The organism is Planctomicrobium mucosum, from assembly GCF_051466335.1.
Taxonomy (GTDB): domain Bacteria; phylum Planctomycetota; class Planctomycetia; order Planctomycetales; family Planctomycetaceae; genus Planctomicrobium.
Genome location: NZ_CP195793.1, coordinates 4,321,693 through 4,343,889, shown reverse-complemented (window position 1 = coordinate 4,343,889; position 22,197 = coordinate 4,321,693). Strand labels below are relative to the sequence as shown.

The window sequence follows — 22,197 nt, the reverse complement described above, 5'->3', positions numbered from 1 at the left end:
ACGACACTGTCGAATTCATTGTCATCCGGCCGATCGAATTTAGTGATCGTGCCCTTCATGACCCTTGAAGAGTTCATGTTTTGCATCCCCGCGAGCATAGATGTATGCAAGCAGATCCATGATTTCTTCTTCGGTCAACTTGTTGAGCACTCCTTGCGGCATCAGCGAGACTTTGGATACTGCTCGCTCGTCGATGTCGCCTTTCTTGATTGTGACCGCCTTGTCTGGAGCCAAGGGGTTCGTCACAACCTTCACCGTCTCTGCATCTTCGCTGATGACCAGACCGGTCACAACCTGACCATCTTCCAGAGCGAATAGCTGCGAAGAAAACTTCTCGTTGATGCGATGAGACGGCTCAATAATATCTCGCAGCACTTCCTTCATCGAAAGTTTCGAATCGAGTTGTGCCAGATCCGGACCGATCGGTTGTCCCTCGCCGTTCAGCTTGTGGCAGCTGACGCAAGCTGCCACTTTGAAGAGCTGTTTGCCGACTTCGAATGATCGGGGTGAGTGCCCCATCGCCACTTGATCAGCCGCCTTGGTGAGGTCGTCGTATTTCCACTCGGTATTTCGGAGGAGATACGCCAACAGTTCATCTTGCGGCTTCAAGGCAGCAATTGCAGCCGCTTCATCCTCAGCGGAAGAATCGATGACGTACAGTGCTCCATACATACGCCGCCAGTGTCCGGGGTAAGTACAGACATATGGGTACACTCCGGGCTTGGTCGGGACCTCGAAGCTCAATCGTTCCGTTTCACCGGGCTTCAACAGATTGCCGCTGAGGAGAATTTTGTCGGACTTCGGAACGTACTGTCGCTGCATTGCATCAGCGTTCTGGGCGGTTTGTTCTGCCAGCAGCCCGATTTCTTCCAACGAGCCCGGCTGAACAATCACCAGGTTATGGGGCATGTTGTCTGTGTTTGAGAACACGAACTCCACGGTTTTTCCCGCTTGAACAACGATGCGTTCCTTGTCATAGATCATCCGCTCGGGGACTGCACCGATCGCGATGGAGCGAATGTCCAGGTTTTCGAGGCGGGCAAGAATCTCCGCCTTGCGTTCGGCAGACAGTGATTCAGCCGCGATCTTTGCGAGCTTGGTCGTTGTCACCGCGTTGGGTGATGTCCGGTTCTTCGTGGGAATCTCGGTCAGGTACGCGACCAGGTTGTCAGCTAGTTCCTGAAGGTTGTTCTTTTTCCAGTTCGACGTTGGAACGAGTGCCAGTGCGTTGATCGCGGCCGCCCGATTCTTGCCGGACTTGATGACTGCGACCAAGTCGTCGAACTTCTGGTCTTCGTGGCCCGGTAGTGTCGCCAAGGTATGGATGATCTCATCGGTGAGTGTCTTGGCACCTTCGACAGCCAGCAGATTCAATGGGAGTGGTCCGCGTTTGATTCCCGGACCTCTCCAGTCGAAATTGAGATCAAAGCCACCGGTTTGATTGGAATAGTTGACGACAAGTTTGTGTGGACCAGCGGAGAGCTGAACCTGAGCATTTTTCTCGATCGACCCGTGTGGGCCATCATTGTCGATGATCAGCTGATTATCGACATACACGCGAGATCCATCGTCGGATCGGACAAAGAACGTGTACTTGCCTTCCGTTTCAATCTGGAGTGTCGTGGTGAATCGCAGTGTGTATTCATCACTTCGGGCTCGCTGTGGAACGTTCAGAGAAATCTCGTTTACGATCCCTGAATTGAGCGGCTTCATCTTCGCCAGCGTTTCCTGAGAAACGTCTTTACCATTTGGATGGAAATACTCAACAAAGATTCCCGGGGCACCGATCGCACTTGATCCCGATGCGTCCGCGAGTGAAGAAGGAAGCTCGAATTGATACCCGCGTAGCTGCGAATACAGACTATTGCGGAGTGATTCGTCTTTGAGGAGTTGGATTGAGGCAAGAACGTTTGCAAAGCGATTCTTGGAGTCCAGCGACTTTTCAAGGACGTTGTGAAGTCCCTGATCAGCGATGATCGATGCTGCATACCCAGCGACGACTGCATCTTTCGTTTTGCTCGAGGTGTATAGCTTTTCAAGTTGGCTTCGAACCTGATGAAGCTCCTGCGCTGGTTGTTCGAGGAGCAGCTGTATGAGCACCGGGAGATTCGATGTCTGTTCGGTAGCGTCCTGTTGAACCAGTAGATCCAATGTCAGGTTGATCGGGCTGATGTTTCGCAGTGCCGCGAGACCGACGAGAGCTTCTTTCAGGACCGCTGGTGGGAGCGTCTGACGAGACAGGATCGCGAGGTAAATCTCTTCTGTCTTACCGAGTTTGAGCAGGTCATCCACATCGGCGTTAGCAAGGGCATATTGATGAGCTGCCGGGGAGAGTGCCTTTCCGGAGGCAATCTGATCCTTCAGGACCGCATTGACTTTGAGCTGCCCAGCGGAATATCGCAGAACGTAGGCAATTTGCACGTCGGATGGTCGCTGTGCTACCTGGAAGACGACTTCGGCAGCGGATGGACCGGTGAATGAAACCGCAGCTTTGACTGCTTCTGCGCGAACCAAAGGTTCGTCCTCCTGCGCAGCAGCCAGTAGTAGCGATTCCCAGCTTGAAACCTTTTCGCCCCAGTGTCCGAGTGTTCGGATTGCAGCGGCACGAACACGAGGTTCCTTGGCGGTCAAAACTTTCTTCAGCAAGGGCTCGTTCGGGATTCGCTGTTCTTCAAAAACCCACAGAGCTTCGAGCAGGGCCTGTTCGTGCTCTGGAGTTGTCGGCTGAATCCTCTCGGTCCACGGGCCAAGTTCAGACTTGATTGCTTCCGGAGTCCTACCTGTCAGTTCCAGACGGGCGCGGTAACGTGATCCGGTGTCTGGCTGATAAAACGCCTGTGCGACTTCCGTGATTGGCTTTCCCTTGAGTTTTAACGGCTTGGGGTTTGCCTTTCCTTCATAAGTGACGCGGTAGATGCGACCGTGAATGTGGTCGCGGTTTGGATCGCGAATGTTGTGTTGCATGTGCCCGATAAGTGGGTTTGCCCAATCAGAGACATACAGTGCACCATCGCCAGCGACTTCGACGTCGGTCGGACGGAAATTCGGATCGGAGGAAATCAGGATTGGTTCAACTTCGACGGCGTTGATATCTGCTCCGTCGTATTGCACCTGGTGACGCAACACGCCGAGTACACCGATACAATTGCAGATGAGGAAGTCCCCATTGAATTCGTCAGGGAATTGTGAGCTTGAGAGGAAACCTGTGGCGGCAACCGGGCGCACCCGCTGCTGGAACCAGTTCTTTGGCGGTGGAACACCTTTGCCGATCGAGACGTAGCTTCCTGCTCCTCCTGTTCCGTCATTGGCGAACATGTATCCCCACTGGTCGACAGCGATTCCATGAGGGTTCGGACCGATTGGGTGCTCAAATGTCACTTCAAAAGTTCGTGGATCGAAACGAAAGACACCCGATGCCTCTGAACGGAAGGTTTTCGTCGGGGTTTCCATGTTGTCAACGTGGAAAATTCCGTGCGACGAATACAGCCCACCGTCAGGGCCGATGGTGAGTGAGTTAGCGGTGTGGTGTGAATCTTCGGAGGAAATCCCCTGAAGCATGCGAATTTTGACGTCGGCAACATCGTCGCCGTCAGTGTCTTTCAGGAAGAGAATTTCAGGGGCGGCAGCGACCAGAACTCCGCCGTTCCAGAATTCGAATCCGGTGATGCTATTCAGCCCCTCCGCGAAAACGATGAGTTTGTCGGCTTTGCCGTCGCCATCTTCGTCCGGGAGGATGATGAGCTTGTCAGCGAGTGGTTCGTTCGGATTCCAGTGTGGATAAGTCGGCCAAGTGGCAGCCCAGAGTCGCCCATCGGTGTCGACAGCCATCTGTACCGGCTTGATCATGTCCGGGAACATTTCTTCAGATGCGAAAAGGTTGACCTGCAACCCTTTTCCGATCTGCATGAGAGCAATCCCCCCTTCGCCCGTTTCGAAGGGATATTTGCCCCCTTCGAGTGGACCCGGCTTGTTTGTCTGAACGACAAGTTCCGGTGGGGTGTTGCTGTCATCAATCTCGAGGTCGCCCCCTTTGGCGATTGCCCAGATGCGTTGGTCACGGTTGTTCGTTTGGACTGTGAAAATCTCCATTTCACGTCCCATCACGTCTGCATTACTTTGTCCAAACCATTCCAGCTTGGAGCGGCCGCCAAAGATGTTGTAGCCATCGATAGCGCGATAGACGTTGAACCATTTGAAGTCTTTGTCGACAACTGCCAGTCGCAGCTTCTCGAGATGAGCATCAACTTGCGGAGCCTCGGCCCCGAAGAGCGACTTGACGATCACTTCCGAGATTTTGTGATTGCCATCGGGGGTCAGGTGGACCCCGTTGATTGTTTGCGGCTCTGATTCCCGAGCAAAGATCTCGTAGGAGGGAGTATACAAGTCAACGAAAGGAACATCCTTTTCCTTCGCGATTTCCTCCATCGCCTTAGCGTAGATTGCCAGACGGGAGTTCTGTTCCTGGCTACTTGGAAGGTTCGGATTGTTCAACTCTTCTGCTGCGATGGGCGAGAAGAGGACAAGACGTGCAGGAGCCCGGTCGTTGTACTGAGCGGCTTGCGTTTCGTCGATGAATTTTCTGAGTCGATCGCGAAAAGCTGGAAGTCCAGCCTCTCCAGCGAAGGCCTCATTATAGCCGAAGAACGCAAAGACAACGTCAGTCTGGTTCTTCTTCAGCCAGTCTTCAGGAGTTCCGAAGTTGTCTGAACGTGGTCGGACATCGACTTCGTCGCCGGGGAATGAGAGATTTCTGAAGACGAGCTCGTGTTCGGGAAATCGGTGCTGAATGAGCGCTTCCAGCCAGCCATCATGTTGCATTCGATCTGGAAGGGTGTTTCCTATTACGCTGATGTGGTCTCCCTTCTTCAGTTCGAAGGCAGGGTCAGCACCATTGCAGAGCTGAGTTGTCGAGACTGCCAGTGTCAGCCCGGCAAGGAAGAGTTTGAGTCGTTTCAATGGTCGCTCAATCTATTGGGGTGGGTAAATCTTCGCCAAACGTTTTGTTGCGTGTGTTCGCATCATTTCTTCTCGATGCGTTTGAGTCAATCGAATCAAATAAACGGATATTGAAATCGCTCCGAATTGGTAGTACATCGAAGAATGGACCGGGAAATGCGCATGAGAGTCGACTTTGTGCGTTCCACTGCGCTGAAGTCGCAGGTGGATGCTGCGTCGCCGCAAAGAGTGTTGCTCTTTGTGTTATGGGGGTACTCATAAATTTCGAGTCAAGTTGCCAGAGCGCTAGGTTGCATTCTGAGTCAGGGCGGTGATGATTCAACGAGCCTTCAATTAACACAGTTCGATTTCAGTCAGATTGACCGGTTTCTGCACACAGCACAGCTATGAATCAGACAGCTCCCACTCTCGACCTCGTTCTTCAGGCACAACAGCGAATTGCCGGTTATCTGCACAAAACGCCGCTGGTGTTTTCGCAAACAATCAGCGATTTGCTGGAAGTGGACGTTTACCTGAAGTTGGAATGTCTGCAGAAAACCGGGTCTTTCAAGCCACGCGGTGCGTTCAACAAAATTCTCGCAATGACACCGGCGGAACGGGCGGCGGGAGTTGTCGCCGTCAGTGGTGGAAATCACGCTCAAGGTGTGGCGTACGCAGCGAAACTGTTGGGCCTGCGAGCGACAATCTGTATGCCAGATAACACCCCGTCTAACTACGTCGATGCGACCCGCGGCTACGGTGCGGAAGTCATTCTGTGCGAGGGTGGTCAGTCCGGGTCAATTGCAGAAGCAATGAAACGACGCGACGCCGGGATGTCATTTGTTCCACCGTTCGATGATCCGCTTGTCGCTGCTGGACAGGGAACCATTGGTCTGGAAATTCTGGATGAGCTGCCAGGCGTGACGCGGATGTACGTGAGCATCGGAGGAGGAGGGCTGATCGCAGGGATCGGCTCTGTGATGAAAGCGGCTCTGCCGGAGATGAAGCTCTATGGGGTCGAGACTCTGGGGGCAGACACGATGGCTCAAAGTCTCGCTGCCAATTCGCTGATTGAGATGTCTGCGCTCACTTCGATTGCACGGACGTTATCCGCGGTACGAGTGTCACAGATGACATTCGAAGCGACTCGAAAATTCGTGGAAGATGTGGTCGTCGTAGATGACAAAGAAGCTGTCCGCTCTCTCATCTTTTTGCTGGAGCGGGTGAAAACGCTGACTGAACCCGCAGCGGCATGCTGTCTGGCCGCTGCAGAGACTCACAAAGGAACGTTCAAGCCAGGCGAGAAAGTGGTCTTGCTACTGTGCGGTGGGAACGTTGCTCTGTCTGATCTTTTTGAATATCGTCAGCGATTTAAAGTTTGATCAGTTCACCTTACCTGTGTTCATAGGAAATGACGAACGCTGCGCAAAGGTTCGTCCGTGTCTCTTGAGCGCTTAGCAGTCTGAAATGCGATCTGATGCAGTCACCAGGGCGAGGGCGAGCCATACTGGTTTTGCTGATAATTGCGGCGGTCTTAAGTTATGTCGATCGCCAGAACCTCTCAGTCGTTTCCACGAATCTGAAGGCTGAGCTTGGTTTCGGCAATCTGGAAATGGGCTGGTTAATCTCAGCTTTTTTCTGGAGCTATTCGCTCGCTCAATTTGGGGCCGCGTGGTTCTCTGACCGGTTCTCCGTGAAGCATGTCTTCGCGATTGGATTCCTCGTCTGGACGCTGGCAACTCTTGGGGCAGGTTTGGTGTGGGGCTTCTGGGCCTTATTCGTCATGCGGCTGTTACTGGGGATCGGCGAGAGCGTCGTCTATCCTTGTGTCTCCAAGATCCTTGTCGCGAATATTCCGGAGGAAAAGCGGGGAACAGCCAATGCACTGATCGCTGCCGGGACGAAAATTGGGCCGGCTATCAGTATTCTGGTTGGTGGTCTGATTGCGAATCAATGGGGCTGGCGACCACTTTTCATTCTAACCGGGGTGGTGAGTCTCCTCTGGTTGATCCCCTGGATGCTGATCGTTCCCAACGAACGTGTTTCTCGTGTCAGTGACCTCGATTCACTTCAAGAGGAAGAGAATAAACGATCGGCCACCTACATGGATCTTTGGGCGAAGGTTCCATTCTGGGGGACATCTATAGGGTTCAGTGCGTTAGGTTATTCACTTTACTTCCTGATATCCTATCTGCCTGACTTTCTGGAGACGCAGCGCGGATTTACTAAGTCCGAAATGGCGATCTATGGATCGATTCCATTCACTGTGATGGCAGTGGTCACTGTTTTCGGGGGATTTCTCTCGGATAAAATGATCTCCAGCGGGCTTTCCGCAACGTTCAGTCGGCTAATCATGCTTGTGGGTGGATTCGCCATCGCTGCTCCGATGATGTTGTTGATTCCATTTGTTAAGGATGACCCAACTTGGATTCAGCCGGTCCGATCCGTAGTGCTGCAAGGGATCGATGCGTTTCGGCAATTGTTCAGCAATTCTCCCATTGAGACTTCTGTCATTCCGCCCGGCGGGTTCACGATTCTTTTGATTACAACGTGTGCCTGTATCGGGTTTGCGATGGTTTCCTGCAGTATCTGGGCAGTCACGCAGACGTTGGCTGGCGAGGCAGGTGCAAGTAAATGGAGTGGAGTCGCAAATGCCTTTGGGAACCTCGCGGGGGCTTTTTCCTCTGTCATTACTGGATGGCTCCATGAGAAGTCAGGATCGTATGATTCGTCCTTCTATCTCACTTCTGGAGTTTTACTCGTCGCGGTGGCCTTGCTGTTGTTGACGATCAGACGGGTAGAACCTGTGCGGTGGAAGTTCGATACCGGGCCCGTATCGGAGTCGTGAGGGCTTGGGGATGGGACGTTGCAGGAATCCTTTTGGGCGGTAGAGACATCGGTTTGTGTTGATCTGATTCGGTGGCGGATTGAAAGATCCCTATTTGCCCCGGGAGGGAATTCCTTTACTCGCGGGAGTTCTGGACATACGATTCCCACTTGGGTCCGATTTCGTCTCCGAGAAAGTTCAAATGTCAGTCCTGCTGCAAATCCGTAACGGTGTCAAGAGTTTCGGCGATCAAGTACTGCTGGATGATGCCAGTGCCACGTTAATGGATGGGGTGAAAGTCGGATTCGTCGGACGAAATGGTGCTGGCAAGTCGACTCTTTTGAAAGTTCTTCTCGGGGAAGAAGAGCTCGACAGCGGCGAAGTGACGCGAGCTTCCAATTTGCAGGTCGGATATCTGCGACAGCACGATCCATTTCTTCCAGGAGAATCCGCTTTGGATTTTCTCATGCGGGACTCTGGTCAGCCTGACTGGAAGTGCGGAGAGGTTGCAGGCGAATTCGAAGTCAAAGGAACTTACCTGGAAGGACCAGTTTCCAAGCTCTCCGGAGGTTGGCAGACTCGAGTCAAGCTGGCAGCGCTCCTGTTGCATGAGCCACGATTGCTGCTGCTGGACGAACCGACCAACTTTCTTGACTTGCGAACACAGATTCTCCTCGAGCACTTCCTGAAGCATTTCGAGCAGGCGTGCCTGATTGTCTCCCACGATCGTGCGTTTCTGAATGCAACTTGCACGCACACACTCGATCTGACCCGCGGCAAACTCACCATGTATCCCGGGCCGATTGAGAGTTTTCTAGAGTATCAGGCAGATCGCAAAGAGCATGACCTTCGCGTCAATCAGGCTGTCATCTCAAAGCAGAAAGAACTGCAAAAGTTCATCGATAAAAACAAAGCCCGCGCAAGTACTGCGACTCGTGCGAAATCCAAAGAAAAGCAACTCGAGAAGTTGCAGACGATCGATATTGCGGCGGATGAAGCAGTCGCACACATGCGGTGCCCTCGTGTTGACCCTCGTCAGGGGCCAGCGGTTCGATGTAAAGAGATGGCGATTGGCTACGGCGAGCACGTGATCGCCAAGGGGATCGACCTGGAAATCGAACATGGTCAACGAGCAGCGATCGTAGGAGATAACGGGCAGGGGAAGACGACCTTGCTGCGTACCTTGGTGGACTCACTGAAACCGCTCGATGGAGAGGTGAAGTGGGGCTACGGGTGTGAAATTGGTGTCTACGCCCAGCATGTTTACACAAGTCTTCCCCAGAATCAGACTGTTCTCGAGTACCTCGATTACGTGGCTAAGCCGGGGACAACCACTCAAGAACTGCTGGCAGGAGCAGGAGCACTGTTGTTCCGTGGCGGACACACCAAGAAGAAAATTTCCGTACTCTCTGGGGGAGAGCGGGCGCGTTTGTGCATGGCCGGCCTACTTTTGGGCACGTACAACATCCTTGTGTTGGACGAACCGGGGAACCATTTAGATGTGGAAACGGTTGAATCCCTGACCAGCGCGTTGCTCGAGTATAAAGGGACCGTGATCTTCACGAGCCACGATCGTTATTTTATGAAGAATGTGGCGACCTGTATTGTGGAAGTTCGCGACGGAACTGCTCGCAACTACGGTGGTGACTACGATTCTTATCTCTATTCCGTCAATAAAGAGATTGAAGACGGCGAACGTGAACTCGCTGCCAGCAAGGGGCGTGCTGCTCCGATGCCTTCGACTGCGGCCAAATCTGCAGAAAAGAAGCCGGCAGCTAAGCGAGATGATCGAGTCATCCGCAAAGAGAAAGTCAATCTTGAACGAACGATTGCCAAGTTGGATACACAGAAACGCGATCTCAACAAGCAACTCATGGAAGCCACGGATCCCAAGAAGGCTCTGGAATTCCATACCCAGTTCACCGCGGTGAGTCAGGAACTCAGTGACGCGGAAGATCGTTGGCTTGAACTCCAGACTGAACTCGATTCATTCGAGTGAGTTCTGGACGCTGGCGGCAAGAGCTTGAATGTGAGGCGATGCGTTCAGGGAATCACCGGATGATCAGCTAGGTGATGCGTCAGTGTTGCCCAAAATCTCGTGCGGCTCTTTTCGACAGCATTCCTGCAATGTTTCACGAAAGCCGTGGGAACTGCGTGTTCGTCTGGAATTCAGCGACCTGGCGAGGTTCACATCTTGTCGTCTTATCATGTCGGCGGTACACTTACCTGACCAAGTTCGCTGAGTGATCGTAGATGACTCAGCAATGGCCCTGACTCGGTTGAAACGCTGTTCGTTTCTCCTCTTGGAATGGCCACTGCCGCGAAATATCGCGAACTTTTCGGCAAGACTCCTCGTCTTGTAGGATGCCGAAATTTCTCTTTTTTGCGGCCACCCAGGAAGAACAGCAAAGATCTGGTTTCTGGAACGTTCGCGGAGAATCGCTGTTGCAGATGAATTTCACTGCAAATTGGTGGTTTTTTGCATCATCCAGCGGCAGGTCCGAGTCCAATCATGAGTCGGCGAATCCGTTCTTTCTTTTTCCGTCTATCTTCTGGGCAAGAGAGACCGGCGGGAACAAACTGCGGTGAATCAGTTCGATTGGAGAGGCATTCTTTCTTGATCGACTCCTTGGCCCCACCCCTTGTCATTGAGGCAAGCGGTAAAAAATCATAATGCAGTCAGGCGGGTGCCGGTGTCTTCCGGAACCGAGGCCTGACTTGTTCAACTGAAAGTTCCGATTTGAACTCCCCTTTGTTTACTGATCTCAATCTGATTCCGGAAATTCAACAAGCCCTTGCCGACGTCGAATATACGTCACCCACTCCGATCCAGGCTCAATCGATTCCACACCTGATCGATGGACGTGATTTATTGGGATGTGCACAGACAGGAACAGGAAAGACTGCGGCATTTGCATTGCCGATTTTGAATCGGTTGGGAATCAATCGTGCCAAGTCAATTCCAAATCGACCACGAGTTTTGATTCTCGCTCCGACACGCGAATTGGCATCGCAGATCGGAGACAGCTTTCTAACGTATGGCAAGCATTTACGTACGCGAACGACCGTGATTTTCGGAGGAGTCGGGCAAGGGCGGCAGGTTCAATCGCTGAACCGCGGCGTTCACGTGCTCGTTGCAACTCCGGGGCGGCTACTCGACTTGATGAATCAGGGGCATATTCATCTCGAACAGCTCGAAACATTCGTTCTGGATGAAGCGGACCGCATGCTGGACATGGGGTTTCTTCCAGACCTGAAGCGGATTATCGCGAAGCTTCCCAAGCAGCGACATTCACTCTTTTTCTCAGCGACACTTCCCGGCCGAGTGGCTGAACTCGCTGCGGGTCTCCTCACGGACCCCGTCCGAGTCGAAGTGGCTCCGCAGTCCTCTACTGTGGAACTGATCGAACAGCAGGTCCTGTACGTATCGAACCTCAATAAAGGCCCCTTGCTGGACAGCATTCTGAAAGGGGCAGACGTTGGGAAAGCGATTGTTTTCACTCGTACAAAGCGTGGAGCCGACCGGCTTGCCAAGCAGTTGACCATGCACGGCATCAAGGCGGAGGCAATTCACGGCAATAAGTCCCAGAATGCGAGAACTCGGACTTTGGATCAGTTCAAGTCCGAAAAACTGAGTGTTCTGGTCGCCACTGACCTGGCAGCACGAGGACTCGACGTTGAAGGACTCACGCACGTCGTGAATTATGATTTGCCCGTTGAGCCAGAATCGTACGTTCATCGAATTGGACGTACTGGTCGGGCTGGTGCGAGCGGAATCGCCTACACGCTGTGCGATTCCAGCGAGCGAAGTCAGTTGCGAGCAATTGAAAAGCTGATCCGCCGATCTGTTCCAGTCCACCCGGACTTTCCCGACAAGTTTCCAGCAGGGGCAAGTACTCGTCCAGCGGCTGGAAAAGGCCGGCAGTCGGGAGGACGACCAAACAATGGGGGTGGTTCAAGTGGAGCACCTCGACGCCCCAAGCAGGGCAGTGGTCGTCATGGCGGGGCCGGAGGAAATGCTGGCGGCGAACGTGCCTCCGGGGGGAGAGGTAACGGCAAATCGGGCGGGAAGAGGTTTTCTCGTCAGCCGTAAGCTGTTCTCCACAGCGTCCGATTCATCGAATTCGACGGCTCCAGGAACCTTTGGTTTCTGGAGCCGTTTTTCATTTGAGTCGCGAGCGATTGACTGGGGGAGTTTGAATTGGTTTGCGGAGTTCCCCGAGTACGGGGCTGTTTTCTGTGAGTCCTGTGACGGTTGGATCGTCTGTGTGGTCACGTTTTCATTTCTGTACGATTGAGTTCTACGAAATTTATCGTTTTGGTGGGGATGTGCGGGTCGGGGGGAAGGTGATTGCATTGTTGTATGGTGTGGTTGTAACGGCTTGGTTGTAACGGCTTTGCGGACTGTATTGGCGTGATTTTTCGGTGAAATTCCGACATTTTTTGAGCGCTTCGCATCTTTGCTAGTCGGAACGAACTGCTTAGTTGTCTTTTTCGGGTGAGTTTTGACGAAATCAGGCGGGTCGAGCTTTTTTAGTTAAGTTCCTCGCTTGTGGTCTTTTGCCCGCGCTGGCATCGTGAAGTAGGTTCAAGTGAACGCTTCGTCAGGATGATGAAGTTGAGCTCCTGTTGGCAGGGGGTTTCCTCACATGGAAGTTTGGCTACGAACTCCACCAGCTCCCCCGCGAAAGGGATAAGAATGGATTTGACGACCACTTTGGTTCGCATCAATACCCAACTCAGAACGATTGCAGCACTCGGCCTCATCGTCGCATTGGCTTGGAATCGCGTCGACGCTGCAGAAATTCATACAGATGTGCAGGCAGCGCTTGCATCAGCCATCCAGTTTGAAGAACAACGAAACTGGAAAGAAGCAGTTGCTGTTTACAAGCAAGGGCTCAAGCAGTGGCCAGATCAGGAGGCGTTGGTCCGTGGTCTGCGACGGTCACAGTTCCAGTTCTCAGTCGCTCGTCGCTACTCTGATAGCTCATTCCTGGAATCGTTGCGGCCCATGTCGCAAGAGATGAGTTTGTCTCTTTACGACGACGTTCTCTCAAATATTCAGACTTACTACGTCGATCCAATCAACACCACTTCCATCGTCGCTCACGGGACAGAGAGCCTCTGGTTGGCGCTCGGAAACGATCGCTTTCTGGAAGAAAATCTCTTTGGAGCATCTGGCGAGAAAATTCAAAAGCTTCGCCGCGATCTCTTTGAGAAGTACTGGAACAAACCTGTCAGCGGTCCAGCAGGGGCTCGCCAACTGATATTGGAAATCTGTGAGTTCTGTCGACAAAGCGTCGGACTTGGTCATGGTCCGGTGATTATGGAATACGTCTTTGGGGCCTGTAACTGCCTCGATGACTATTCCAATGTGCTCAGCCCCGGGAAGAAACAGGATCTCTTTGGAAATATCAAAGGGGAGTTCGTTGGAATTGGGATTGTGATGGATGCGGAGCCGGGGAAAGGAATGTCTCTCGCACAGGTGCTGCCAGATAGTCCTGCTGCTGCATCCGGACTCAAACGAGGTGACTTCATCATCACGGTTGATGGACGAGACATTCGAAACCTCACGACTGACGAGGCCGCTGGCCTTCTCGGTGGACAAGCTGGGAGTCAGGTCAAACTTGAAGTTTCTCGCAAAGACTCCGCGGTTTTTGAAGTTGTCTGTACTCGTCGTGAAGTGAAAGTGCGAAGTATCCCTGTAGCGAAGATCATCGACTCGACTCGCGGGATCGCGTACATCCAGATGACCGGATTCCAGCAAGGAACAGTCGCGGAACTGGATGAAGCACTCAATTCGTTGAGTAAGCAGGGGATGCGATCACTGGTCTGGGATCTTCGTGAAAACCCGGGTGGATTGCTGACTGCTGCCATTGAGGTTTTGGATCGCTTTCTGGAAGAAGGAGTCATTGTTTCGACTCGCGGTCGTGCTGCGGATCAAAATGCTTCCTACACAGCACATCGCCCAGGGACATGGAACGTTCCAATTATCCTGTTAATCGATGAAAACAGCGCCAGTGCCAGTGAGATTGTCGCTGGGGCAATTAAGGATCATCAGCGTGGGACGATTGTGGGCCGTACATCGTTCGGTAAATGGAGTGTGCAGTCGATTTTCGATGGGAAATATTCCACAGCAATTCGACTGACAACTGCCAAGTTCTACTCGCCACGTGGAAATACCTACGGTAAGATCGGACTCCAACCTGACGTCGTCGTGCAGGACGGGCCCACGAATCGTGTTCTGGGTGACGTCGATATCGAGAACGATCCAGACTTGCGAGAAGCCTTACGCCAGTTGCAAGGTCTGGAGTTTACCAAGAAGTAAACTGATGGCCGAGCTTTCTTCGATGAACGTTCCAACCTGGTTTTATGGGGAAGGGACGAGTCCGAAGTTAGATTGGAATTACAAATCTCCTTCTCCTTTGACTTGTGTTGAACACAGTCGGGAAGCAGGAGATTTTTATTGCGCTGATGAGACTGGGAAGCTCACCGTTCTGGATTCAGCTGGGCGCAAGGTTCTGGATCAGCAATTCGACCAGCCAATTGTCGCACTCAGTTGGAGTGATGACGGTTCGCAAGGTGCCGCCATTCTCGGCGAGAATCGAGTTGTGCGATTGAATCAGCATCTGCAAGTCGAGATGGAATTGAAGTTTCATGACGTCTGTCGCAGTGTCGCAGTCTCGCCATTCGGGAATCATCTTGCTGTTGGATTGGCTGATAGCAAGACGTTCATTTATGCGGGGAAGAAAAAGCCGGTCGCGACATTCGAGTCCGTTCGTCCGCTCTCCTTTTTGAAATTCTGTCCAGAGGAACCGATTCTCTTCGGTGCAGCAGATCATGGATTGGTTTGCTGTTTCAATCTGCGAGGAGTGCTCATCTGGCAGCACCCAAATCGGTCGAATGTGGCGAGGATTTCTGTCTGTGGCGACGGGCATGTCCTGTTTATCGCAGGATTTCTGCACGGCATTCAGGCTCTCGATGGTGATGGAAACGCTCTCGGAACTTATGTGCTGGATGGAACCGTCAATCGGATCGACTCGAGTTACGATCCCGATCGCATCATTGCCTCCACAGTCGAACGGGAGATCGAGTGGCTGGATAAAGAGGGAACCGTACTGTGGAAATCTCAAGTCCCGAATGACGTCATCGAAGTGATTTGTGATCCACTTGGAGAATGGGCTGTCTGTGCATTCAAGAACGAAGGGCTCTACAGCATGAAATGGAGCAGAATCACGGAGAAGAAGAGTCTCTGAAGCCAGACATCATTTAGCGCGAAAGAAACTCGCGGACCTGTCGGCAACTACAGACAATACGAATGTAGTCGTATTCGATTGTTCCATTGAGGTGGGAGTAGAGCGGTTTCAGGCGTTGCATCCCCACTTCGTCGATTGCTGCCTCGACTTTTGCGATAAGTTCCTCGTCGAGCCACCGGGCCGGGTTGGTTTCCCGCTTTTCAAAGATGTAATCGCAAAGGTACTCCACTGTCGTGGCGCGTGCCCGGCCGAGTCGATCCATCACAACATCGATGGAGTGGCCCAAGTCAAACAGCGGGAACGCTGGAAACGAAGCCGGGTTGGCACGTTTTAGTTCGGTAGTGCGGGCCATTCCGGGAGTCGCTGCCTGATCGAACGGTTTGTTGTTCTCGGTGCAATACTTCGCAATCACACTGAGAACCCGGTCTCCGAGATCTTCCAGCTTCTTTTGCCCGATCCCAGAGATCAGCAAAAGCTTTTCTCGTGACGAAGGCTTCTGGCGGGCGATGTGCCGAAGCGTCGCGTCACCAAAAATCAAATACGGTGGAACTCCTCGTTCATGAGCAATGGATGTTCGTTCTTCTCGAAGTATTTCGAACAGGTCCCGGTCGACTCCAAGCCATTCGACATCTTCGTCAGCAACAGAGCTTCTCGCCTTTTTGCGTTGCGTATCGATTGGCGTCAGCAATCTGACTGTGTTTTGGCCTTTCAGGATTTCAAAGCCGGCTTCCGTGATTTGGAGGCAGTGAAAGTCGCCGACGCGTTCCAGAAATCCCTGTTGAATCAGTTGACCGATCCAGGAAAGAATGGCCTCTCTCTCGTGCTGCTTCAGGATTCCCCATGTACTTAGTTTTTCGTGACCATTCTCAACCACTCGTTGGTCGCGCGATCCCTTGAGGACGAGCGCAGTGTAATCGGCTCCGAAGCGTTGCTCTTGCCGATAGATCGAGGAGAGTATTTTCTGTGCGATCGTCAGCGAGTCTGGGAGTGTTGTTCGTTCATCCTGACACAGATCGCAGGCATTTCCACAATCGTGAGGGAGATCCTGCCCGAAGTGCTGGACGAGTGCGCGATGTCGACAAATGACTCCTTCGCAGAAGTCTGCGATCGAGCGTAACGAATTCAACGAGACCCGCTGGACTGCTGGCGGTTGATCGCTGAATATTCGTTGCCATTTACGGATATCGTCACCGCCATAAAAGAGGTAGCAGTCCGCCTCAAGCCCGTCGCGGCCTGCTCGCCCGCTCTCTTGTTGGTAATGCTCCAGCGACTGTGGCATCCCAGCGTGAATCACAAAGCGGACGTTGGATTTATCGATGCCCATTCCAAATGCGACCGTCGCGACGATGACGTCAACTTCATCCTGAAGAAACGCCTCCTGATTCGCCTGACGTTCTTCATCGTCCAATCCTGCGTGATAGGCGCGGACTTTTCTCTTCATCGCCCGTACCGCGAGAGTCCACTGTTCCACCTCTTTTCGGGTGATGCAGTAGATGATGCCGGACTCTTTCGGATGCCGACTGAGTGCTCCTGCGATCTGAGACTGGAGATCCGATTTGCGTTCGATTCGAAATCGCAGATTGGGGCGGTCGAAATTGCCAATCAATACCTTGGGATTCCGCAGGCCCAGTTGAGCAGCGATGTCTTGCCGCACCCGTTCCGTCGCTGTCGCGGTGTACGCATGTAGTCCGATGTTGGGGAATAATTTGCGGATCTGACCGAGTTCGCGATAGTGTGGGCGAAAGTCGTGTCCCCATTGACTGACGCAGTGCGCTTCATCGATCGCAAACATCGAGACGGGAACATCGGTGAGGATCTTCAGGAAGTCTTCTTTGGCGAGTCGTTCCGGTGAAACGTACAGAAGCTGAAGCTTTCCGTTTCTGGCCTCTCGCAACGTTTCTCTCTGTGCCTGAAGCGTGAGCGTGCTATTCAGAAAGGCTGCGTTGATTCCGTTCTCGCGGGCAGCGTCGACCTGATCCTTCATCAGAGAAATCAGCGGCGAGACAATCACTGCTGTTCCAGGCATGCTGAGCGCCGGAGCCTGATAACACAAAGACTTTCCACCCCCCGTCGGAAGAACGAGCAGCGTGTCAGTTCCGGACAGGACAGACTCCATCGCTTCCTGTTGAAGTGGCCTGAACGATTCGTAACCCCAATATTTCTGCAGGGCAGAAAGTAGACGCGGGGTGTGTTCGGAAACTGAAAGAGTGGCCGGAGAAGTCATGTGAAATCAGCGTATCAAAGATGTCCAGGATCTCTGATTGTCGCCGTTCGAGATGCAATGCGGCAACCGTGGCACTCGATAAAAATTGAATTCTAGGCAACCCATCCACATTCTGCGAAATGAACCTCTCAATCCATCCTCACGGCCGAGCGAAATCGGTAATCTTGCGGTACACAATACCTCTGATGTGAATCTGATTGCTTGAAAGGATCAGTTGTTCATGCGGACTTATCTGCAGTTCTTTTTTTGGCCGTTTTCTTTGCGAGCAACGCTTTTCTGCAGGAAGCACGAGCCGATGAGATCGTTGCTCGCCACAATGTGATCGTCATTTTTGTCGACGACATGGGACGCTCGGACCTATCCTGTTTCGGCGGGAATCGAAATCAGACGCCCGAATATCGATCGGATTGCTTCCGAAGGAATTCGGTTCGATCAGTTTTACGTCGCGTCCCCGATTTGTTCCCCCTCGCGAGTGGCACTGACCACCGGGTGTTATCCCCAGCGTTTTTCGATCACATCGTTTCTGAATAATCGTCAATCAAACTCTGATCGCGGGGTCGCGCAATGGTTGGACCCGGCTGTTCCCGTGCTGGCGAGAGAACTTCAGCGTTCGGGGTATCGGACAGGGCACTTCGGGAAGTGGCACATGGGAGGTCAGCGGGATGTCGGTGAGGCACCGCTGATTTCAGCGTACGGATTCGATGAGAGTTACACGAATTTTGAAGGACTTGGCCCTCGCGTTCTTCCGCTGAAGGATGCATACGATGGGAAAGAGCCTCAGAAACACGCTCTCGGTTCTGACAATCTCGGTCAGGGGCCGATTGATTGGGAGGATCGGTCAAAAATTACATCGGTGTTCGTGAAAAAGGCCATTCAGTTCATTGACCAGGCACAGGCTGAAGAAAAGCCCTTCTACATCAATCTCTGGCCGGACGATGTGCATTCTCCCTTTTTCCCCCCGGAAGAACTGCGAAAGGAAGGGGCTCAGGGAAAGCGAGCGATGTATCTGAAAGTCCTGAAAGCAATGGACGCGCAGCTAGCTGTCTTGTTTGACCGAATTCGAAACAACGAGAAGCTGAGTCGAAATACTCTCGTACTGTTGTGTTCTGATAATGGTCACGAGCAGGGGGCGGGCCGTTCGGATCCATTCCGCGGTTCGAAAGGTTGGCTGTACGAAGGAGGAATTCGGTCCCCATTGGTTGTTTGGGGAGCAGGGCTCACGAATCCAGAGATGGCGGGAAAGATCAATGAATCGTCAATCCTATCGACGATTGATCTGAATCGGTCGTTATACGCAATCACGGGAACCGCCCCCCCAGAAGGGGTGACATTGGACGGTGAAGACCTGTCATCCACGTTGCTGGGGAACGCAACGCGTAGCCGAGAAAAACCATTAATGTGGCGTCGTCCGCCCGATCGCCCGGGAAGCGACAAGGAAGACAATCCCGATTTGGCGATTCGCTCCGGGAAGTGGAAGCTCACCGTGAATCTGGATGGAACGACACAACAACTATTCGATCTGGAAAGTGATTCCAGCGAAACGACAAACGTCGCTGAGGAACATCCAGATGTCGTCGCACGGATGCTGCAATCGGTTGAAGAGTGGAACTCGGCCCTTCCGAAGGACGCAAGTGATCCGCAATTTCAACCAACCCAGCAATGACGACGCTGTTGATTTGGTGAGCCTCGGCGATGAGGCCAAGGCTCTGACGGACTCGAGTGCCTCTCCCGAGAGAGTGGCGTTCCGGCGGCGATCAGCACAGCGTTTGAATGAACTTCTGCTTGCGTTCGCCGCCACACTCACCAGGGGCAGGGGCTAGTTACAGGCTGCTTCGTATTCCAAAAGGAATTTAATGAAGCGCAGTTGTGCCTGAATTCGTGGGTCAGCCTTCTTGTGAGACTGATCGACCCGGCGGCGTTGGCGTTCGCGGGTTGTCCAAGTCGCCTGAATCGACACGCGTTCTTTGGCGATTCGGGCTGGTGTTGGAATCGGTTCGCTCTTGCGGACACGGGTACGGTTTGTGGTCTTCTTTTCCATAACTCATCGCTCCTGCGGGGTGGCCCGCGACATTGAAACAGGGAGATGATCAACGCAATGGAATTCGGTGATCTAACCGAATCCATCGTTCGCGAATTCACAGGTTTCCTCAATGAAACCAAAAGATTCCTTTATTTGTCAGGATTTCCTGATCGTAAAAGTCTTCTCATCATTTCTATTTCATCCAATGTCCGATGTTGTGGAATTCGATCGTTCTGTTTCGCATTTGCAACAAGAGGGGGTGTGGTTGTGCGGGATGGTGGGAATGTTCTGGCAGCTGCACGGTGGGAAATTTAGGGGAATCACCGCGTGAAAACCGGGGGAGTGGATGGGCGAGCCTAGGGCTGCAAGTTGTTAAGATGGGAATCTCGGGTTCTTCCCTCGCGAACCGTATTTCCGGTGAGCGGCTGAGGCCCCGTAGTTGGTGAAGTAGGGCAAGTGAGGATCAGTTTGGATCGAACGCTGAGCTGATCGACCCCGCGAGGGCGAACTCATTTCCGACTCACGCTCCGGCCGACAGTCGGACAATCCAATGGCAGATGAAAGATGACACTGATGAACGACACGATCGCTTCTATCATTGGGCAGGTTCCCAGCGGACTGTCAATTTTGACCGCCCGTTCTGAAGAGGGGTTGGAGACAGGAATGCTGGCGAGTTGGGTACAACAGGCAGCGTTCGATCCCCCGGCTGTCACGGTTGCGGTGAACAAGTCTCGCTACCTCCATGAATGGGTGAAGGAGGGAGTCTCAATCAGTTTGAACCTGTTGAGCGACTCGCAAAAAAAACTTCTCGGACATTTTGGCAAAGGGTTCGAGCCCGGGGCGCCCGCCTTTGAAGGTCTCGAGATCGAGCGTTCAACGAGCGGGCTTGCGCTTTTATCCGACTCTGTTGGTTGGCTGGAAGGGGAAGTGAAAGCCATCATCGATGCTGGCGATCACTCAGTGTTTCTCGTGGAGATTCATCACGCTGGTGCTGGCCCACGACTGGGGAAAGAACGCCCATGGGTCCATGTTCGCAAAAACGGTTCTCATTACTGATTGTTGCAGCCTTGCAGAATCTCTTTGATTTCTAGAGGATTTGAAATCGAAGTTTGGTGATGTGTCTGGTTGCCAAACTCTCCAGGCAACACCATAGCGAGGGGCACCTATGCGGAGCAGCATCTGTATTGTATTCACGACATTGACCATGCTCGCGATGACAACCAATGCCCTGTTCGCCAATGATCAGCCCAAAGAGAGTGACTACTACTCAATCACTCGTGGTGAACTTCCTGAAGGAGCTGTTCTGGAGATCGGGGCGATCGAGCTCCTGTCGAACGGCAAGATCGCAGTCGCTTCGCGTCGAGGAGAAATCTGGATCATTAGTGATCCGTTTTCCAAAGAATTGAAAGCGAGCCAGTTCACTCGCTTTGCTCATGGCCTCCACGAACCTCTCGGTCTGGATGAGCGCAACGGTTGGCTTTACGTCGTTCAACGTTCTGATGTCTCTCGCTTGAAGGACCTGAACGATGATGGCGTCGCGGATCTGTATGAGATCGTGAGCGACGACTGGGAGATCAACGGGGATTATCACGAGTACGCATTTGGATCGAAATTCGACGCAGAGGGGAATCTCTGGATCACACTCTGCCTGACGGGGTCATTCACCAGCGAAGTTCCGTATCGCGGATGGTGCGTGCGGGTGAATGAAAACGGCGAGATGATTCCTACCACCAGCGGAGTACGCTCCCCCGGGGGGCAAGGTGCTGATGCGAACGGTCAGATTTTCTACGTCGATAATCAAGGTCCGTGGAATGGGACTTGTGGGCTCAAACCGCTGCGACCCGGCAAATTTGTGGGAAATCCAGACGGATTCAAATGGTACAAAATTGCAGAAGCATCAATGGGTAAAGAGCCGAGACGTCCCGAATCCGGCGGTAGATTGCATCTCGAAGCGGACAAGATTCCGGAACTTGATCGACCCGCCATTCTCTTTCCTTATCAAAAAATGGGGCAGTCGGCAGCGGGTGTCGTTTGTGATACCACAGGAGGAAAATTTGGCCCGTTCGAGAATCAACTCTTTGTTGGAGATCAGACTGCCAGCACTGTGATGCGCGTCGATCTGGAGATGATCAAAGGGGTGTACCAGGGAGCATGTTTTCCGTTTCTGGAAGGGTTTGCATCCGGGGTTGTTGGCATGGAAATGACTCCCAATGGAAAACTCTTCGTCGGCGGAACGTCGCGTGGATGGGGATCTCGTGGAAACAAAGAATTCTCTGTAGAACGTGTCGATTGGAATGGAAACGTTCCCTTTGAAATCAAACGCATGAAGCTGAGATCGGATGGTTTCGACCTGACGTTTACTCATCCAGTGGATGCTGAATCCATTCAGCAGAGTGATGCGATCACGATGCAAACCTACACCTACATCTATCAGGGTGCGTACGGAAGTCCTGAAGTCGATTTCACGACTCCCAAGCTTCCCGGTGCGACCGTCAGTGACGACGGCTACACCGTGCGCTTGCAAGTCGACGGCCTACAGCGAGGTCACGTGCACGAGATGATCGCAAAGGGGGTCCGATCCCGTGAAGGGTTGCCACTTCTGCATCCTCAGGCATATTACACACTCAATGAACTGGTTGAGTGAACTTCGCAGTAGTGAGTGTATAAGAAACGGAAACGTGGTCCCCGCGCGGAGAGTTGTCGATTCGCATTTTTGATCCATTGGACAGATCGCCATTGGATCGTGTGGTCTATTGCAAATCGATCAACGTAGCCCTTGTCTCAGGGGTGTGTGGCGACGAATGGTGGCAAAAACTCGATCCAACGCTGCGTTTATCGCCGCCGGAACGCCACACTCTCGTGAGAGCCGCTCTAAGGAGCGTAGTAGAGCAGAAAGATCGTGTTGCTCCTTCAATCCAATGCCGCGGTCCTGAGT

General features: G+C 52.8%; 12 protein-coding genes. 9 read left to right on the top strand and 3 right to left on the bottom strand.

What is annotated here, in order from left to right:
• Nucleotides 1-39: 39 nt before the first annotated feature.
• Entirely contained in the window at nucleotides 40-4,956 is a 4,917-nt protein-coding gene (locus SH668x_RS17265) for a PVC-type heme-binding CxxCH protein (RefSeq protein WP_437186305.1), read from the bottom strand.
• A gap of 386 nt (nucleotides 4,957-5,342) precedes the next feature.
• Here SH668x_RS17265 and SH668x_RS17260 point away from each other — a divergent pair, with 386 nt between their 5' ends.
• The 6 genes from SH668x_RS17260 (at nucleotide 5,343) to SH668x_RS17235 (ending at nucleotide 15,018) form a co-directional block, all read left to right on the top strand.
• Entirely contained in the window at nucleotides 5,343-6,317 is a 975-nt protein-coding gene (locus SH668x_RS17260; protein ID WP_437186304.1) for a threonine ammonia-lyase, read from the top strand.
• A 95-nt stretch (nucleotides 6,318-6,412) separates the two neighbouring features.
• The gene (locus SH668x_RS17255) at nucleotides 6,413-7,783 is read left to right on the top strand and encodes an MFS transporter (protein ID WP_437186303.1); all 1,371 of its coding nucleotides are present in this window, start codon (nucleotides 6,413-6,415) and stop codon (nucleotides 7,781-7,783) included.
• Nucleotides 7,784-7,964: 181 nt separating this feature from the next.
• Nucleotides 7,965-9,761: an ABC-F family ATP-binding cassette domain-containing protein gene (locus SH668x_RS17250; protein WP_437186302.1), complete on the top strand. Its 1,797-nt coding sequence runs from the start codon at nucleotides 7,965-7,967 to the stop codon at nucleotides 9,759-9,761.
• A gap of 753 nt (nucleotides 9,762-10,514) precedes the next feature.
• On the top strand, nucleotides 10,515-11,855 hold the full coding sequence (locus SH668x_RS17245) for a DEAD/DEAH box helicase (protein ID WP_437186301.1): 1,341 nt from the start codon (nucleotides 10,515-10,517) through the stop codon (nucleotides 11,853-11,855).
• A 606-nt stretch (nucleotides 11,856-12,461) separates the two neighbouring features.
• Nucleotides 12,462-14,090, top strand: coding sequence for a S41 family peptidase (locus SH668x_RS17240; protein WP_437186300.1), 1,629 nt, complete (start codon nucleotides 12,462-12,464; stop codon nucleotides 14,088-14,090).
• A 4-nt stretch (nucleotides 14,091-14,094) separates the two neighbouring features.
• Nucleotides 14,095-15,018 carry a hypothetical protein gene (locus tag SH668x_RS17235; protein WP_437186299.1) on the top strand — a complete coding sequence of 308 codons (924 nt, stop codon included), beginning with the start codon at nucleotides 14,095-14,097 and terminating at the stop codon, nucleotides 15,016-15,018.
• A 13-nt stretch (nucleotides 15,019-15,031) separates the two neighbouring features.
• Here the strand turns inward: SH668x_RS17235 and recQ are convergent, their stop codons facing one another.
• A complete protein-coding gene (gene recQ, locus SH668x_RS17230) occupies nucleotides 15,032-17,242 on the bottom strand; it encodes a DNA helicase RecQ (protein ID WP_437186298.1) in 2,211 nt (736 codons plus the stop codon).
• Nucleotides 17,243-17,573: 331 nt separating this feature from the next.
• On the opposite strand from recQ, the gene SH668x_RS17225 reads away from it, so the two are divergent.
• Nucleotides 17,574-18,905, top strand: coding sequence for a sulfatase-like hydrolase/transferase (locus tag SH668x_RS17225; protein WP_437186297.1), 1,332 nt, complete (start codon nucleotides 17,574-17,576; stop codon nucleotides 18,903-18,905).
• A gap of 153 nt (nucleotides 18,906-19,058) precedes the next feature.
• Here the strand turns inward: SH668x_RS17225 and SH668x_RS17220 are convergent, their stop codons facing one another.
• Nucleotides 19,059-19,280, bottom strand: a complete 222-nt coding sequence (locus SH668x_RS17220) for a hypothetical protein (protein WP_437186296.1) — start codon at nucleotides 19,278-19,280, stop codon at nucleotides 19,059-19,061.
• Between the two features lie 555 nt (nucleotides 19,281-19,835).
• On the opposite strand from SH668x_RS17220, the gene SH668x_RS17215 reads away from it, so the two are divergent.
• Nucleotides 19,836-20,318 carry a flavin reductase family protein gene (locus SH668x_RS17215; protein ID WP_437186295.1) on the top strand — a complete coding sequence of 161 codons (483 nt, stop codon included), beginning with the start codon at nucleotides 19,836-19,838 and terminating at the stop codon, nucleotides 20,316-20,318.
• A gap of 109 nt (nucleotides 20,319-20,427) precedes the next feature.
• A complete protein-coding gene (locus SH668x_RS17210) occupies nucleotides 20,428-21,906 on the top strand; it encodes a hypothetical protein (RefSeq protein ID WP_437186294.1) in 1,479 nt (492 codons plus the stop codon).
• The last annotated feature ends 291 nt before the right edge of the window (nucleotides 21,907-22,197 follow it).